General features: G+C 33.9%; 10 protein-coding genes. 7 read left to right on the plus strand and 3 right to left on the minus strand.

The window, feature by feature from the left end:
- Positions 1 to 39: 39 nt before the first annotated feature.
- Together HNS38_RS15015 and HNS38_RS15020 are read right to left on the minus strand one after the other, a co-directional pair.
- Complete coding sequence (locus HNS38_RS15015; RefSeq protein ID WP_172279375.1) at positions 40 to 1,248, minus strand: alkaline phosphatase; 1,209 nt, start codon at positions 1,246 to 1,248, stop codon at positions 40 to 42.
- A 131-nt stretch (positions 1,249 to 1,379) separates the two neighbouring features.
- On the minus strand, positions 1,380 to 2,021 hold the full coding sequence (locus HNS38_RS15020) for a trimeric intracellular cation channel family protein (RefSeq protein WP_216663739.1): 642 nt from the start codon (positions 2,019 to 2,021) through the stop codon (positions 1,380 to 1,382).
- A gap of 99 nt (positions 2,022 to 2,120) precedes the next feature.
- Between HNS38_RS15020 and HNS38_RS15025 the strand changes: the two genes are divergently transcribed.
- From HNS38_RS15025 to HNS38_RS15050, 6 genes are all read left to right on the plus strand, one after another.
- A complete protein-coding gene (locus HNS38_RS15025) occupies positions 2,121 to 3,791 on the plus strand; it encodes a T9SS type A sorting domain-containing protein (RefSeq protein WP_172346664.1) in 1,671 nt (556 codons plus the stop codon).
- 426 nt (positions 3,792 to 4,217) lie between these two features.
- Entirely contained in the window at positions 4,218 to 5,510 is a 1,293-nt protein-coding gene (aepX, locus tag HNS38_RS15030) for a phosphoenolpyruvate mutase (protein WP_172346665.1), read from the plus strand.
- Positions 5,511 to 5,590: 80 nt separating this feature from the next.
- On the plus strand, positions 5,591 to 6,712 hold the full coding sequence (aepY, locus tag HNS38_RS15035; protein WP_172346666.1) for a phosphonopyruvate decarboxylase: 1,122 nt from the start codon (positions 5,591 to 5,593) through the stop codon (positions 6,710 to 6,712).
- A gap of 1 nt (position 6,713) precedes the next feature.
- On the plus strand, positions 6,714 to 7,829 hold the full coding sequence (locus tag HNS38_RS15040; RefSeq protein WP_172279383.1) for a phosphonoacetaldehyde reductase: 1,116 nt from the start codon (positions 6,714 to 6,716) through the stop codon (positions 7,827 to 7,829).
- Positions 7,830 to 7,897: 68 nt separating this feature from the next.
- Positions 7,898 to 9,145 (plus strand): CDP-glycerol glycerophosphotransferase family protein, encoded by a 1,248-nt coding sequence (locus HNS38_RS15045; RefSeq protein WP_172279384.1) that lies wholly within the window; start codon positions 7,898 to 7,900, stop codon positions 9,143 to 9,145.
- 29 nt (positions 9,146 to 9,174) lie between these two features.
- Positions 9,175 to 12,207, plus strand: coding sequence for a YidC/Oxa1 family membrane protein insertase (locus tag HNS38_RS15050; RefSeq protein WP_172346667.1), 3,033 nt, complete (start codon positions 9,175 to 9,177; stop codon positions 12,205 to 12,207).
- 73 nt (positions 12,208 to 12,280) lie between these two features.
- Here HNS38_RS15050 and purL read toward each other — a convergent pair whose 3' ends face one another.
- Complete coding sequence (gene purL / locus HNS38_RS15055; RefSeq protein ID WP_371823816.1) at positions 12,281 to 15,961, minus strand: phosphoribosylformylglycinamidine synthase; 3,681 nt, start codon at positions 15,959 to 15,961, stop codon at positions 12,281 to 12,283.
- A 229-nt stretch (positions 15,962 to 16,190) separates the two neighbouring features.
- On the opposite strand from purL, the gene HNS38_RS21240 reads away from it, so the two are divergent.
- Positions 16,191 to 18,152 carry a glycosyltransferase gene (locus tag HNS38_RS21240; protein ID WP_172346669.1) on the plus strand — a complete coding sequence of 654 codons (1,962 nt, stop codon included), beginning with the start codon at positions 16,191 to 16,193 and terminating at the stop codon, positions 18,150 to 18,152.
- Positions 18,153 to 18,202: the final 50 nt, after the last annotated feature.

Consider the following 18,202-nt stretch of genomic DNA (forward strand, 5'->3'; position numbering starts at 1 on the left):
CTGGTTACTGGTTACTGGTTACTGGTTACTGGTTACTGGTTACTGGTTACTGGTTGTTTCAAATTTAAAAGCTTCCATCATTTTGCGAAAAATTTCTGTATTTTCATAAATACCCATAAAGGCATCTGCTCCCGGGCCATAGGCAAAAACAGGAACCATAACGCTGGAGTGACTGCCTGTGGTGAATCGTCCTTCTACCTTTCCTTTTTCTGGATCTGCATCATGTACACTCATTCCACCAGTTTCATGGTCGGCAGTGATGATGACTAAAGTATGGCCATCTTTTGCTGCAAACTTTAAAGCCTCTCCAACCGTTCTGTCAAAATCCAACATTTCTTCTACCACATAGCCTACGCTATTATCATGTCCTCCCCAATCAATCTGAGATCCTTCTACCATTAAGAAGAACCCATCCTCATCTTTTGAAAGAATTTCAATGGCTTTATTAGTAGAGTTTGGCAAAAACTCGCCACGTGCTGGATATTTATCAATGTGGCCACTGCTTAATAATCCAGCAATTTTACCTCCTTTAATCTTGTCCAACTCTTGCTCTGTTTTGGCTAACTGAAAACCTTTAGCTTCTAAATCTGGAAGTAAAGTCCTGGTATCTTCTCTCTTATTAAAATCATCAAGACCTCCTCCGATAAATACATCTAAGTGGTCGGAAATAAAGAATTCGGCAATCTCTTCATATAGTTTTCGACTCGGAACATGTGCTACAAAAGAAGCAGGTGTAGCATGGGTGATTTTTGCTGCAGCAACCAATCCTGTTGCTTTGCCATGTTGTGAAGCTATTTCTAAAATGCTTTCTACTGCATTACTATCTGCATCCATGCCAATAAAACCATTATTGGTTTTTATTCCACAGGCCATTGAAGTTCCTCCGGCAGCTGAGTCTGTCTTATATTTATTTTTGCTCTTTGTTTTTTGCAAACCTAATCTATTGGCATATTCAATATATAATTGATCATTATTTGCGCTTAATCCAGCAAATACTTCACTCACACCCATTCCATCTCCTATTAATAAGATGATGTTTTTAATTTCCGCATTTGGATTTACTACAGCGGGAATCACTTCTACCTGGTGTTGATTATTAGTAGTATAGGTTTGTCCAACAGCTTCTTTTTTATAATCTCCTTTTAAATATGCTTTGGCTTGAGTAGTCTTAGCAGTTTGAGTAGTTTGAGCCCATGAAAACTGAGCCATAAAAACTAATAGAATTAAAATCTTTATTCTTTGAATCATTATATTTGCTTTAATTTGAAAGTGTAAAATTACAAATTCTTTCCAGCTAGCAGGTTTCCTGAGGATGGAAATTCAATAATTAAGCATTCTTTAAGATATAATTAATGATAAATGAGTAATACGAGTCAAAACTAGCGCTTAGAGTAAATTGTTGGCAGTTTTATTTCAAAGTGAACCACAATAGATCTCAGTATAATGATAATAAAAATAGCTAATAATTCCACCCATAAACCATTCATACCTAAGTTATGGAGGACAAAATACAAACTACCTCCAAAAATACTAATAGTGGCATAGACTTCTTTTTGAAATATCATGGGTACGTCATTCACTAAAATATCACGAATAACTCCACCAAAAGCACCAGTTATTGTACCAAGAGCAATACAACTCACACCTGACAAATCATTTTGTATTCCAATCTTTACTCCAATAATGGTGTATAAAGCCAATCCAATAGTATCAAATAAGGATAATGTAGTACGAAGGTAGCCCAGTTTCTTCCTAAATAAAATAGAAAAAATAGTACCTCCAATAATGATATAAGTATAGATGGGTTCTGTAAGCCAAAACACAGAACGATTGGCAATAATTACATCACGAAGCGATCCTCCACCCACAGCAGTTGCAAAGGCAATAATAAAAACGCCAAATAAATCGAGTTTCTTCTCCATCGCCGTCAAAGCACCTGAAATAGCAAAGGCAAACACCCCTACAACCGTGATGATATCTATAATTTGTTCCACTGGTTCCATGCTGCAAAGTAAATGCAAAATGCATTGTTTTAATCACTTTTTGTAAATTTATTTTCATTCAAAATTGACATCTGATTGAACAAATATTATATTTGTTTGTCTATAAATACGTTTATTATGAAATATATTATCTCTTTTTTATTGTTATTTAGTATATCTATAACATATCTGCAGTCTCAAAATACTAAAACGCAAAAAGAAAGCGAAATTCCGAAATTCTTTACTATTGATGAGATCGAGTATTTTCCACTACAAGAATTAGATTGGTTATTGGATTCTGCTTACAATTATTTAAGTTCACCCGAACTCATTTGGAGACCAAGCAGAATAACAAGAATAGCTGACAGAACTTTAACAGGTCTTCCATTGGTATTTGAAGAGCTAGGTTACGATTCACAACTCGAGGAATATTTTATAAAGATTAAACATACTTGGGAGTACCCTGATATCAATAATAGAAATGTATATACGAAGTCTTTATTTAGTATTTATCAAGAAACTGGATTAACTACACCTTATTCAAGATACACCTACATTAATGATGAAAACGGTCTTGTTTCTGAAATCAATGAAGAGTTTTATAATAATTCATGGTATGGGGAAAAAACAGTATCTTATATGTCAAATACTGAAAACTATACTGAGAGATATTTTAGAAACAATGAAAACGAAGAATGGAATTTTAGAGGAAAAGGTCATAATTATGATGATATAATTAATCAGCGACTCGTATCCTATTCTATGGAATATTTAGATACTATAGTAAAATCATACTGGTATTATAATTCTGAAGGCCACAAATTTTTGTTCGAGAGATATTTTAGGGATGACAACAATTTTTGGCTTAAAAAGTATAAAGCAAATTATATGTATAATGATAATAATGAAGAAATTGGATACAACCATTATTACTTTACCGACAACAATTGGATTCATTTAGATTCTATTATAAACACTTATGATGATTTTGGGTTTTTAAATTCAACAACTTGGATACAATGGAGGTCAAGTGGATATTGGAAATTCAAAGAAAAAACAGACTATGTTAATGATAGTTTAGGTAACATTTTAATGGAGTTGAGCTTTAACGATATTGCTGACACCGTTTGGGTAAGATCTCAAAAATGGGAATACATTTTTAATAACAATCATCAAATGATCGAAAAGGTTAAAAGCTCTTTTTATGCTGATATAAACAGTTTCAGAAATAGGACTAAATGGAATTGGGAATATGATAATGATTTATTATTAAGCTATAGTATATACACATGGGACATTGCAGATTCGTTTTGGTTACCTAAAGAAGCAGAAAGAACAGAATATGACAACCAAAATAGAAAAATATTCTTTATAAAGGAGCGAAGAGATTCAACAAATCAATATTGGGTTCCAGATTATAAGACAGAAGAAGAATATTTCGACTCAGAAATACAAATTATTCGTAGTGGAGTTTACTTTGACTATAATGTAAATGAAAGTATTTGGGATAGTACCTCAAAAGGTCTTACATATTGGAATAAATACCTCACCAGTACCAATGAACTCCCAATAAACACCTTCAAGCTCTACCCTAATCCAAGTACAGAATTCATTATTATTGAATCTGATATTTACCATTCACAAAAAACAACTTATGAGATTTTTGATATACAAGGGCATATCCTTAATTCAGGAAAACTCTCTCCTGATGGAATGATTAAAATTAATCAATTGACAAAAGGCCAGTATTTTGTGAAAGTTTATAATCCTGAAGGCAGAGCATTGACTTTGAGTTTTGTAAAGAATTAATGCTATAAATGAAGCTAAATCTAAAAGCACTAAGTCAAAAAAGATAGTCACTAAAAGACCAGCTCAATTTTCACTAATAAACTCAGAGCTCATTCAGATATCAAACTAAGCCTAAGTACTTAAGACACTTTAGTTAGCTCTTAAACGAAACCATTCCCTGATTAATAGAATTAATAAAACTGAGTAAAATCTGGAAAAACGAGCGGTTTAAAATGCCGTCGGAACACAAGTATTATAACACAACTAATGATTGTAATATTTCTACAAAAGTAAGTAATCCAATTCTTTACTTCCATTACTAACTTCCTCTGGATCATCTATAAAATATAAAACATCTATTTTTTGGCATTAAGAGAATGAATATAAAACTTTAGCTCCTAATAGGTATAACATTTGAAAATGCTTACTTTTGCAAAAAAATAATATATGAATAATATAGTTTATGTGGGGATGAGTGCAGATATGGTTCATCCTGGTCATTTGAACATTATAAAAGAAGCTGCCAAATTAGGAGAAGTTACGATTGGTTTATTAACTGATAAAGCCATAGCCTCCTATAAAAGATTACCAGCTTTGGAATATGAGCAACGTAAAATAATCATTGAAAGTATAAAAGGGGTTAGCCAAGTTATTCCTCAGCATGAATTAGATTACTCTGTTAATTTAAAGAAGATAAAACCTGCATTTGTAGTGCATGGCGATGATTGGAAAGATGGAATTCAAAAAATAACACGCCAAAGGGTCATTGAAACTCTTAATGAATGGGGTGGTAAACTTCATGAAGTACCTTACACCAAAGGAATATCCTCAACCCAGCTTAACCAAAGTTTAAAAGAAATAGGAACTACCCCTCAAATTAGAATGGCAAAATTAAGACGATTAATTGATGCCAAACCAATTGTAAGAGTGATGGAGGCTCACAATGGTCTTACTGGTCTTATTGTAGAAAATCTAACTGTTGATAAAGAGGGTAAGAAGAAAGAATTTGATGCCATGTGGCTAAGTAGTCTCACGGATTCAACAGCAAAAGGAAAGCCAGATATTGAAGCTGTTGATGTTACCTCAAGATTACATAGCTTAAATGATATTTTGGAAGTAACAACCAAACCTATTATTTATGATGGTGACACTGGTGGTATTCCTGAACATTTCTTATTCACAGTAAAAACATTAGAACGTCTTGGGGTATCTGCTATCATTATTGAAGATAAAACAGGCTTAAAGAAAAACTCTCTATTTGGAACTGATGTTGCTCAAACACAAGATTCTATTGAGAATTTCTGTCTAAAAATAGAAACTGGAAAGAAAGCTCAAATTACTGATACTTTCATGATTATTGCTCGTATTGAAAGCCTTATTTTAAAGCAAGGTATGGAGGATGCTTTAAAAAGAGCAAAAGCCTATATTCAAGCTGGTGCCGATGGTATTATGATTCATAGTAAGGAAAAAAGCTCAGATGAGATTTTAGAGTTTTGTGAGAAGTACAAGCAATTTGAAAATAAGAAACCATTGATTGTTGTTCCATCAAGCTATAATCATATTTACGAAAGTGAACTCATTGAAGCAGGTGCTAATGTGGTCATTTATGCCAATCATTTATTACGTAGCGCTTATCCAGCCATGGTTGATGTAGCAAAAACCATCCTAGAAAACGAGCGCTCCAGCGAAGTTAACGATAGATGTATGCCAATTAAAGAGATTCTTACTCTTATCAAATAAAAAGATTTCATTAAGCTTGTGCATTTTATGCACAAGCTTAATTCACCCGGTAATTTCCTAATTCGTCCAATAGTATTCTTATGATCAAACCTAGCCATTTCTATAATTTCCTAATAAAAAAGAACATAAGCTTTTTTACAGGAGTTCCTGATTCATTATTAAAAGATATATGTGCCTATATTACAGATAATACTTCTGCACAAAACCACATCATTGCTGCAAACGAAGGGAATGCAATTGCTCTTGCTGCTGGATATCACATGGCGACAAATAAAATACCCATGGTCTATATGCAAAATTCAGGTATAGGAAATGCTGTCAACCCACTTCTCTCCCTTACTGATGAAGAAGTATACAAAATTCCTTTATTGATGATGATTGGATGGCGCGGTGAAAAAAAAGATGAACCCCAACATATAAAGCAAGGAAAAGTTACAGCTGATTTGCTGGATGCGATGAAGATTCCTTATCTGATACTTGATGATGACGAACAAAAAGCTCAGATTCAATTAGAAGAAGCAATACTTAAAATTAATGAGACCAACACTGCTTTCGCTATTATCATAAGAAAAGGAACTTTCGAAAAATACAGCATCAAGAATAAACTAAAAACTAATTATTCTCTTTTGCGTGAGGATGCCATAAAAATCATTGTAAACCAATTGAGCGGCGATGAACTAATTGTTTCTACAACCGGCAAAACTTCACGAGAACTTTTCGAATACAGAGTTGAGAAAAACCAAAAACATAATGCCGATTTCTTAACCGTAGGTTCCATGGGACACGCTAGTCAAATTGCACTTGGAATTGCATTGAACAAACCCAATAGGAAAATCATCTGCATTGACGGTGATGGCGCTTTATTAATGCAAATGGGTGGTCTTTCTATTATTGGAGCTCAATCACCCAAAAACCTTTTGCACATAGTCATAAATAATGGTGCGCATGAGTCCGTTGGAGGACAACCTACGGTTGCATTTGGACTTGACATTCCTCAAATTGCCATAGCCAACAAGTATAAATCTGCAGTGCAAGTAGCAAATGCTCAAGAATTAGAACTTGCATTGAAAAAGTTGACAGAAAACTCTTATCCTGCACTTATTGAAATATTAACCAAAACAGGTTCACGTGATAATCTTGGTCGACCAACAATTAAACCTGTTGACAATAAAACAAACTTTATGCAAAATCTAGCTCAATAGCATGCAGATAGTATTTAAAGAAAATAGAGCGGAATTAACGGAACTTATTAAAGTCAAAAAATACAAGAATATCTTTCTGGTAAAAGGAGGCAAATCTTATACAGAATCTGGAGCTAAGAAATTTATTGAAGATACATTTCAAATCACAGATAGTTTCTCTGGCTTTGATAATAATCCACAGATAGAAGATTTAAAAAAAGGTATTGAAAATTTTCAGCAAAAGCCTTACGATTGTATCATTGCCATTGGAGGCGGAAGTGTTTTGGATATGGCAAAACTAATTAGTGTTTTTACCCACCAAAGTCATAGTATTGAAGATATTATCTTAAATAATAGTAAGATTAATAATCAAAAGACTCCCCTATTAGCTATTCCTACCACTTCTGGAACAGGGGCAGAAGCTACAGCATTCTCTGTTTTATATGTAAACAAGAAAAAGTATTCAGTAGCCAGCAAAACCATGCTCCCCAATTATGCTTATTTGTCTTCTTCCTTCTCATTAACTGCAAATAAATATTTAACGGCTTGTACTGGCGCAGATGCTTTTTGTCAAGCAGTTGAGTCAATTTGGAGCATCAATTCAAATTCTGAATCCCAAGAATATGCCTTAAAAGCTATTGAACTTGCATGGAAAAACCTTCCCAAAGCTGTAAACAATAATGCCAAAGCAAAAGAACTGATGCTAGAAGCATCCTTTTTGGCTGGGAAGGCCATCAATATCAGTAAGACCACAGCCCCACATGCCATATCTTATGCCTTCACTAGTTATTATGGAATCCCTCATGGACATGCCGTTAGTTTAAGCTTAGCTTATTTTTTCGAATTCAATTGCTATGTATCTCAGTCCAATTGCAATGATAAAAGAGGGAAAGAGGAAGTATTAAACCGATTAAAAAAGATTTTAAGCATATTGGGTTCAAACGAAACCACAATAAAAAATGATTTAAACAGTTTTTTCAAATCAATTGGTCTAGAAAACAAAATCTCTATATTAATAGAGAGTTTTAATCCAGAATTGATAATAGAGAATGTGAATATTCAAAGGTTGAAAAACAATCCTCGAAATATAGAATCAAAAGAACTACAAAATTTTATTAATCTATTAGAGCAAGATTAATGATGTTTAGTATAAAATTAGTTTCAACTTAGAAGAAACCGATAATTAAATAGAAAAAAATAACAAAAATGATAGGGATTCTACTATATATTGATCCAGCTTCAACTAGTGCTTTACTGTATATTATTATTGCAATTGCTGCTACTTTAGGCTTTGCTTTACGTGGCTTTTTCTATAAAGTTAAAAATCTATTTCTTGGAAAAGGCTTTGTGAACACAAATGATTTTGAACATATTGACATCATCTTTTATTCCGAGGGAAAACAATATTGGCATGTTTTTTCTCCTATCATTAAAGCCCTTGTAAACAGAGACATTGAATGCGCCTATATTAGCTCTGATGAAAACGACCCTGGATTAAAATACAATTCCCCTCTTTTGCATACCAAATATATTGGTAACCTGACCATGACTTCGGTTTATTTAAACAAACTGAAAGCTAAATTTGTTGGGATGACAACACCTCAACTAGACGTGATGATGATACGCCGCTCTAAGCATGTTAAGCATTACGCACACATCGTTCATGCTCCAATTGATGTATTTACCTATAGAAAATTTGCATTTGACTATTTTGATTCTGTATTTTGCTCAGGTCCTCATCAAATGGAAGGAATAAGAAAGCTAGAAGAAAAAAGAGGCACCCATAAAAAACAACTACTAGAAACTGGTTTCACAGTCTATGACAAGATGTTAGAAGATATCAAAAGCCTACCAAAACCAAACAAATCAAGACCCGTTGTTTTAATTGCACCAACCTGGAAAGAATACTCTATTATCAATAGGTTTGGCCTTGATTTCTTTGAGAACCTATTAAAAGATGATTCCTACGATATTATTTTACGTCCTCACCCACAAACCTATGTGAGCCATCCTAAACTTATTGCTCAAATAGAGGAGCGATTGAAAAACGAAAGACATGTTAGCATAGATAGAGAGTCCCTCGGAACAGAAAGTATGCTTAAAGCTGATATGATGATCAGCGATTTATCAGGAGTCTTTTGGGATTTTATATTTCTTTATTCTAAACCAGTATTGCTTTTAAAAACCGACTTTGAATCCATCGAAGGTTTTGAAGGGAGTGAGTTAGATTATGAAATGTGGGAAATGAGAGAAAGGAGTAAAGCCGGTCAAGTGTTTGATGAAAACGACATTAAAAACATAAGTGGCATAGTAAGGAATTTACTTGACCATCCTCCTCTTACCCAATTAGAAGAATTAAGAGACCAATCTGTTTACCATTTTGGCCATGCTGGTGAAACAGCTGCCAATCAGATTTTGGAGATTGTAGAGAAAATAAATATGAACCAGCAATAAAATAAAGAATGAATATTTTTGAGCAAATCATGTCACCTTTTATATATATTATTGAGCAAATTCTATTGTTCAGTTATAGTATAACCGGAAATTACGGTATATCAATTATCATATTAAGCTTTTCTATATCTCTTCTATTATTGCCGGTTTTTATCTACATTGAAAAATCCAAAAAAAAGGATGATATAGTAAAGAAAAAAATGCAACCTCTTATTGATGAAATCAAAAGAGTGTATAAAGGACAAGAACGATTTTATTATATCAAAACCATCAACAGACAGCATAATTACAGTTCTTTTAAGGCATTAATTCCAATATTAAGTCTATTATTACAGATTCCTTTTTTTATTGCAGCCTATCAATTTCTTGAAAATTTCGAACCTCTTAATGGAGTTAGTTTTTGGTTTATACCTAACCTTAGTCAGCCAGATGGTTTTTTGGGAAGTATTAATATCTTACCCATCATTATGACATTAGTAAACCTAATCACAGTTTACTTTTACACTAAAAATGGGGACTCCGGAGAACGTAAGCAAATGTTGGTTCTTGCCATTGCATTTTTAGTTTTACTTTTCAACCTCCCCTCTGGATTAGTTCTGTATTGGACTATGAATAATGTTTTTAGCTTTTTCCGATTATTCATTACTAACCCTGAAGTGTTTCAAAGTAAAAAGACCTATCCCATAAATCGAATAAAAACCGATTATAAAGAGAACCTTTTCTCCCTAAGGATCATTTTTACTGCCTTAGTAACAATAGCCTTCGTTTCACAGTTTATCTGGGCCTTTCAACATAATTTCGATGATATTTACCTAAGGTTAGGTTTTGCATTTTTTTTTAGTTTCGTTCTAACTTTTATTGCATTCCTATTTATAATTATTTTTAGAAATAACAGGGAAGCTATTGTCAATTTCAAAGTTTCTCCTTTTTACTTTAATTCATTATTATTTCTTTCCATATATTTCTTCATTGCGGCAAATTTATATTTCTCTGGCGAGAACAAAGAATTATATATCATCACTCTTATTGTATTAATACTATCTCAATTCGTAGGATATGTATATACTTTAAGAGCAAAAAGAAATACAAATAAATATCTTTTTATCCCTACACAAATTATCCTAATTAGCTTGTTGGTATATCAGCTTTTAGTCTCTAGTTCGGTATTAAATGGTGAAGAATTCTCCTTTTCTATCGCAAAACTAAACCTAATAATAACCCCTTCCTCTTGGTCTGATTTAATTTTGCCTGGTTTTTTGTTTTCTTTTATTACCATGTTTTATTATTATTCAATAGTTCCAAAAAGTAGGAATGCCAAAACTCAAACTAGTTTCCAAATCTATTCTCTTTCAATTTTTTATGTTCTAGGTTTAATTTTTTTCTGGAATCCAATCTTAAGTTTAGCTTCATTCCCAGAAGCATTTGAATACACTGGTATTGATATTATTAAAAACAATATTCTCATTTTTATAATATCATCAGCTATAGCTTTAAGCATTTATTTCTTGATACCAAGTAGATTTAAGCAGTCCATTCTGATATTAGTCCTTATTGCTGTAATTACGACATTCATAAATACCTCTATAATACCTATTGATTTAGGAAGTTTACAAATAAATAAATTTGAGAAGGAAGCCAATCTTGCTACAGCCTCATATTATTATATTTTAGAGGCATTTATTCTTCTTATTCTTGTCTATTATTCCAGAAAAATCCTTTTATCAAAAAAATCTAGGTTATTGAAATTTGGATTAATAGCCCTTAATATAATAATCATTAGTCAAAGCTTAAACTCTTCAATTCAATCTGACAGTTTTTATAGAACAAACTCCAAACAAGAAATGGTAGAAACATTTGATCCAAACCAGGATCTCATCCGCTTCTCAAAAACTGAAAAGAATATCGTTTTTATCCTTCCTGATATGTTCCAAGGTTGGAGTATGAACAAAATCCTAAAAGACAATCCAGAATACAAAGATGTTTTTTCGGGCTTTGTTTGGTATCCAAACACTCTATCAATCTCTAGAGTTACAAACACGTCTGTACCAGGAATGTTAGGGGGATTTGAATTTTATCCAAACATACTAAATCAGGATTCTTTAACTTCAAACAGAGTTAAAACTACCAATGCAATGAAAAATCTTATTCATAAAGCCCATGATAAAGATTTTCAAATTACTATGACTAAATTCCCATATACCAATATGGATGATATTAGCCACAATCATAAACTCCCTATTTGGAGTGACCATTGGAATTTACATAAAAACGAACTAAATATTGCTAAAGCAACTGATAATGGCTTTAAAATCCTTACCCAAAATGCATTGTTTTATTCTGCCCCATTATTCCTTAAACCAAAAATTTACAACCAAATGAAATTAGGGAGTTCAGAAACAGAATCACTGAATGAAAGACGAAAAAACACTTGGATAGCAAAGAAATATAATTTTCTTCGCTTGCTCCCTTATATTTCAACAGCAGAGGATGAAAACCCAAATTTTATTATGATATATTCTAGTGTCCCACATTTTCCTTGGAATTATATTGATGATGATGGAGTATTAATTTCGGATGTTTCTCCTACTAAAAGTGCTCAATGGTCTCTCGAAAAATTTGCGCTTTGGATCAAATGGATGAAAGACAATGATGTTTATGATAACACAAAAATAGTGATTGCCTCAGATCATGGAACCACCTGGGAAAAGTATAAACCAGGTTTAGATATTGATAATCCATTCAAAAATTACGAAGATAAAGGCCAATTGCTTTATGATATGTTATTTCAGCTGAATGCCCTACTATTTGTTAAGGACTATAATAGCCAAGGACAAGTAAAAGAAGACTGGAGAATGATGAGTAATGCTGATGTTAATTCAATTATGTTTGAAGAAGAAAACCCAACTATTGGAGCTCCTCCAAAGCATAGAACACTTACTGGTTATGTATCTTGGTGGAATAAGAAAATAGATACCGAAACTCAATATAACATACAACATGGTTATCAAGTTAAGAATAATATTTTCGATGCAAATAACTGGGAAAAAATTAATACCAAATAATATAAAAGCCAGACTCAATTGAATCTGGCTTTCGTTTTATAAGGAACAGTTTCTTATAGAATTTATATTCTTTCTAATGAGCTTCCACCCATTTACGAGCATTTACAAAAGCTTCCAACCAAGGAGTAACTTCATCTGTTCTATCTGCTGGATAATGCGCCCACTGCCAAGGATAAATAGCTCTTTCCAAGTGAGGCATCATAGCTAAATGACGGCCATCTTTGCTACAAATAGCTGCGGAATTGAAATCAGAACCGTTAGGATTCGCTGGATAATTCACTCCGCTATATTTAACCGGAATGATATATTCTCCTTCTGCTTTTGGCATTTGGAATTTACCTTCCCCATGTGCAACCCAGATTCCCATCTTAGTTCCAGCTAGAGACTTCAGCATCACTGAATTGTTTTCTTGGATATCTACATTTAAGAAAGCGGATTCAAATTTACGAGATTCATTATGCAACATTTTTGGCTGAGCTTCGTGTTCTGGATAAACTAAGTCTAGCTCAACCATCAACTGACAGCCATTACAAATACCCAAACTCAAAGTATCCTTACGTGCATAGAAATTTGCTAATGCTAACTTGGCTTTCTCGTTATACTTAAAGGCTCCCGCCCATCCTTTTGCAGAACCCAACACATCGGAATTAGAAAAACCTCCAACGAATACTATCATCTGGACATCCTCTAAATTTTCTCTTCCTGCAATCAAGTCGGTCATGTGAATATCTTTCACATCGAAACCAGCTTGATGCAATGACCAGGCCATTTCTCTATCACCATTCACTCCTTTTTCTCGGATAATAGCGGCTTTGGCTTTCGAAGCTTCTTTTCTACTTCTTTGTAATCCGAATTGCTCAAAACTACCTTGGAAAGTTTCATTGAACTGATAAGACAGCTTGTTCAACTTATAATTCTCGAAACGCTCTTTGGCTAATTCCTTGCCACTTTGCTGACGATCTAATAAGTAAGAAGTCTTGAACCATAAGTCGCGCATAGCATCAATATCAAAACTATACTCTTCATTATTATGCTTAATATTTAGTTGACGAGCTTCAATAGGCTGACCAATTTCTACATATTTAATAGAAGCAGTATCTAATCTAGCTTTAAATCTTTCATTATTATTGGCTTGAACCAAGATAGAAGGGTTTTCAGCAAATAATAATTTGATGATATCTGTTTCATTGCATTTAGAAAGATCTATATTTAAACCTCCATTAGTGTTAGAGAAATTCATTTCCAATAAAGCAGTGATTAATCCACCGGAAGAAATATCGTGTCCAGCCACAATAGCATCCTCCATGATTAAATCTTGAATCACATTATATGCTTTCTTAAAGTAAGCCGCATCTTTCACGCCTGGAGCATTGTCCCCAACCCTATTAATAATTTGCGCAAAAGAAGAACCACCGAGTTTTCTTGAATAGGAAGATAAGTCGATATAGAACAAGCTTTTAGATGAGTCTAATTTAAGGACTGGCTCAACCACTTTTTTTACATCTTTCACTTCACCCACCGAAGAGATAATAACAGTTCCAGGACTATAAACCACCCCATCATTATATTTCTGAGTCATAGACAGCGAATCTTTTCCTGTTGGAATATTCACTCCTAATTCAATGGCAAAATCACTCACCGCTTTTACAGCAGAGAATAAACGAGCATTTTCTCCAGGATTTTTAGCTGGCCACATCCAGTTGGCACTTAAAGAAACTCCTTTTAAACCTTCCTCTACAGGAGCCCATATTAAATTGGTTAAAGCCTCAGCAATACTCAATTGAGAACCTCTTTCGGCATCAACCATAGCTGCAACAGGTGCATGTCCTATAGAAGTTGCAATTCCTTTTCCTCCTTGATAATCGATGGTGACCACACCCACATTATTTAAAGGAAGTTGTAATTCACCAGCGCATTGCTGTTTGGCAATTTTTCCAGTAACAGAACGGTCTACTTTATTTGTCAACCAATCTTTACAAGCCACAGCCTCTAACTGTAATACATCTTCAACATAAGATTGCAATTTAGAAGCTTCATAGCTTAATGCTTCAAATTTAGAATCCTCAACTACATCTTCCAAAACTGTCTTTGGAGGTTTTCCGAAGAAATCATCCAAATCCATATTGATAGGCTTTCTACCTTCAGTATCAAAAACAAATCTCTTGTCATTAGTTGCTTTTCCAACCACATACATGGGACTTCTTTCTCGTTCAGCAATTTTGCTCAACTTTTCTATATCTTTAGGATGCATCACCATCCCCATTCTTTCTTGTGACTCGTTACCAATAATCTCTTTTGCAGATAAGGTTGGATCTCCTACAGGCAGTTTGCCTACTTCAATGATTCCTCCACTATCTTCTACAAGTTCTGATAAACAGTTTAAATGTCCACCAGCACCATGATCATGAATAGAAACAACTGGATTTACATCGGCTTCCACCATAGCTCTAATAGCGTTGAAAGCTCTTTTCTGCATTTCTGGATTGGCACGTTGAACCGCATTTAATTCAATGCTATTTTTGAATTCACCAGTAGCTACTGAAGAAACAGCGCCTCCACCCATTCCAATTCTATAATTATCTCCACCTAGAATAACAATGGCATCTCCTTCTTGAGGAATATCTTTTTGAGCATCGGATAGTTTTCCATAACCAATACCACCAGCCATCATAATGACCTTATCGAAACCATATTTCTTTTCTTGCTCAAAATGTTCAAAGGTTAATACAGATCCACAAATTAGTGGCTGACCAAACTTATTACCAAAATCACTGGCTCCGTTGGAAGCTTTAATCAGGATTTCTTCTGGAGTTTGATACAACCAAGGACGAGCTTCGGTAGCTTGCTCCCAATTTCTACCCTCCTCAGAGCGAGAGTAACTGGTCATATAAACCGCGGTTCCGGCAATAGGAATACTACCTTTTCCACCCGCCATTCTATCTCTAATCTCTCCTCCTGTTCCTGTTGCAGCACCATTAAATGGTTCAACAGTAGTTGGGAAGTTATGTGTTTCCGCTTTTAAAGAAATAATAGCGTCCATTTCTTTAATCTGGAAATAATCAGAAACATCGTGGTTCGCAGGAGCAAACTGTTCAGCTTTTGGCCCTAATACAAAGGCAACATTATCTTTATATGCAGAAACCAAACGCTCAGAGTTCATCTTAGAAGTCTTCTTGATCAATGCAAAAAGGCTGTCTTGCATTTCAACACCATTGATGATGAAAGTACCATTAAATATTTTGTGACGACAATGTTCAGAATTTACTTGAGCAAATCCATAAACTTCACTATCGGTTAGCTTTCTTCCTAATTTGATAGCAATCTCATCTAAATAACTGACTTCTTCCTTGCTTAAAGCTAAACCTTCTGACTCATTATAGGCTGCTACATCCATAATGAATTCAACAGGTTCAGGCTTCTTTACAATATTAAATATATCTTGATCCAACTCATGATACAGGACTTGAAGCATAGGATCGAAGTTACTATCTTTTTCTTGTTCAGCTACAAAGAACTCCTCTATTCTCTCAATACCTTGCAAACCCATGTTTTGTGTAATTTCCACAGCATTGGTACTCCAAGGGGTAATCATTTCTTTTCTGGGTCCAACAAAATAACCAGAAACACCTTTGTGATCTAGAAATTGTGCTTCGCCAAAAAGCCAGCTAAGTTTTTGCATATCCTCCTCAGAGAAAGCTTCTTGGGCTCCAACAGCCACTATTTTTTTTTCGTCTGATTTATAGAAAAATAGAATCATTTTCGTTGCTTTAAGATGAACATTTTTTACGCGGCAAAGATAATATAATAGTCAATCTAGTATTATTAATTTTTCAAAGAATACAGGGAATGTTTTCAACGTTTATTTTGAGGATGTGGATAAGTAGGATTTTTCTTAAAAAATCATTGAAAATATATGAGATAGCAGCTCTTTTTTTCGTTCTCATTTCACAGAATATGTTAATTTTGGGCTCCAATAAAATCAAATGAAGTTATCTGTTATTATTGTCAATTATAATGTCAAGCACTTTTTAGAACAGTGTTTGAATTCTGTGCATCAAGCAACTCAACATGTAGATGCAGAAGTATGGGTGGTAGACAATAACTCGGTGGATCAATCGGTTGAAATGGTTCGAGAGAAATTTCCTGAGGTTTTGTTGATCGCCAATAAAGACAATCCTGGATTCTCAGTTGCTAATAATCAGGCCATTAAAAAAAGCAAGGGTGAATATGTTTTATTATTAAACCCCGACACCATAGTTGAAGAATTGACTTTTAAGAAGGTTGTGGATTTTATGGATGCACATTCTGATGCTGGTGGCCTTGGAGTAAAAATGGTAGATGGAAATGGCAACTTCCTTCCAGAATCTAAAAGAGGTCTCCCTACTCCTGCTGTTGCTTTTTATAAGATATTTGGTTTAGCTGCTATTTTCCCAAAATCAAAAACATTTGGAAAATATCATTTGGGATATCTAGATAAGGAAGAAACCAATGAAATAGAAGTGCTTTCTGGTGCTTTTATGCTCATGCGTAAGAAAACCTTAGATGAAGTTGGCTTATTAGATGAGACTTTCTTTATGTATGGAGAAGATATCGATCTTTCTTATAGAATTACTTTGGGTGGATATAAAAATTATTATTTCCCAGAAACTAGAATCATTCATTATAAAGGAGAAAGCACAAAAAAAGCTAGTGTGAGCTATGTTTTCACCTTCTATCAAGCCATGATTATTTTTGCCAAGAAACATTTTAGTCTTCGCTATGCCAGTTTATTTACTTTACTGATTAATTTTGCGATTTACATGAGAGCTGGGGCTTCTATTGCAAAAAGAATTCTCAACAGAATCTTCTTTCCTGTATTAGATGCTGGAATTTTATATTTTGGATTCTATATGATCAAGCAATATTGGGAACAAACTTGGCTAATTCCAACAGGCAGCTACTACCCTCCTCTTTATTTACATTATATCGTCCCCATATACATATCCATACTACTCGGAGGAGTCTTATTAACTGGAGGATATGACAAGCCTTATCAAGTGCCAAAACTCGTAAAAGGCTTATTCTTTGGTATCATTACCATCTTAGTTATGTATGCTTTAATTCCAGATAATTACCGATATAGTAGAGCTATTATCATAGCTGGGACCTTCTGGGGTTTTATTTCTCTTTCCGGTTATCGCTTTGCATTGCAATTGGCTGGAGTTTCCGCATTTAATAATGAGGAGGCCAGAAAAAATAGAATTGCTGTGCTTGGTTCCATAGAGGAATCCAATAGAGTAGCTGGTCTAATCAGCAATATGAAACAGACAAGCTTTATAGGTTTAGTTGGGCTGGACGAGCAGGATAGAAAACAAGAAAACGTTATTGGTTTAGCAGCGCAGTTACAAGATATCATTAGGGTTTATAGTATTGGTGAAGTTATCTTTTGCGCCAAAGATTTATCGGCTCAACATATTATCGACCAAATGATTCAGCTCCAAGATCAAGGAGTAGATTATAAAATAGCTCCTCAAGAAAGCATGGCTATCATTGGTAGTAATAGTATAAATGCACATAGTGATCTATTTATGATTGAGGTAGATAGTGTTTCTAAGCCACAGAATAAAAGAAATAAAAGACTGATGGATATCGCACTGAGCATACTCTTCCTTCTCACCTTACCTATTATCATTTGGATGGTGAAAGATAAGCTCGGTTTCATTAAAAACATTTTCTGTGTGCTTTTCTCAAGAAAAACTTGGGTGGCTTATTATCTAGGTTCTATAGACCAAGAAGTGAAATTACCTAATCTTAAAAAAGGAGTATTAAACCCAGGAAACGCCTTTACTAAGGAAGATTTAAGTGATGATACACTTTCCCGACTTAACCTTCTCTATTCTAGAGATTATAAAATCACCACTGATTTAGAGATTATCTGGAAGGGATTTTCTTTTTTGGGGAATTAGTAAGAAGTACAATATATGGCTTAAGTTCCTAGAATATTTAAGCTTTTAAT

The organism is Lentimicrobium sp. L6 (assembly GCF_013166655.1).
In the GTDB taxonomy this organism is placed as follows: Bacteria; Bacteroidota; Bacteroidia; order Bacteroidales; family UBA12170; genus UBA12170.

Bases quoted from the DNA above. Each gene is read 5' to 3' on its own strand.
- aepX (WP_172346665.1), top strand. From the start codon at position 4,218: ATGAATAATATAGTTTATGTGGGGATGAGTGCAGATATGGTTCATCCT.
- HNS38_RS15050 (WP_172346667.1), top strand. From the start codon at position 9,175: ATGTCACCTTTTATATATATTATTGAGCAAATTCTATTGTTCAGTTAT.
- HNS38_RS15015 (WP_172279375.1), bottom strand. From the start codon at position 1,248: ATGATTCAAAGAATAAAGATTTTAATTCTATTAGTTTTTATGGCTCAG.
- HNS38_RS15045 (WP_172279384.1), top strand. From the start codon at position 7,898: ATGATAGGGATTCTACTATATATTGATCCAGCTTCAACTAGTGCTTTA.
- HNS38_RS15040 (WP_172279383.1), top strand. From the start codon at position 6,714: ATGCAGATAGTATTTAAAGAAAATAGAGCGGAATTAACGGAACTTATT.
- HNS38_RS15025 (WP_172346664.1), top strand. From the start codon at position 2,121: ATGAAATATATTATCTCTTTTTTATTGTTATTTAGTATATCTATAACA.
- aepY (WP_172346666.1), top strand. From the start codon at position 5,591: ATGATCAAACCTAGCCATTTCTATAATTTCCTAATAAAAAAGAACATA.
- HNS38_RS21240 (WP_172346669.1), top strand. From the start codon at position 16,191: ATGAAGTTATCTGTTATTATTGTCAATTATAATGTCAAGCACTTTTTA.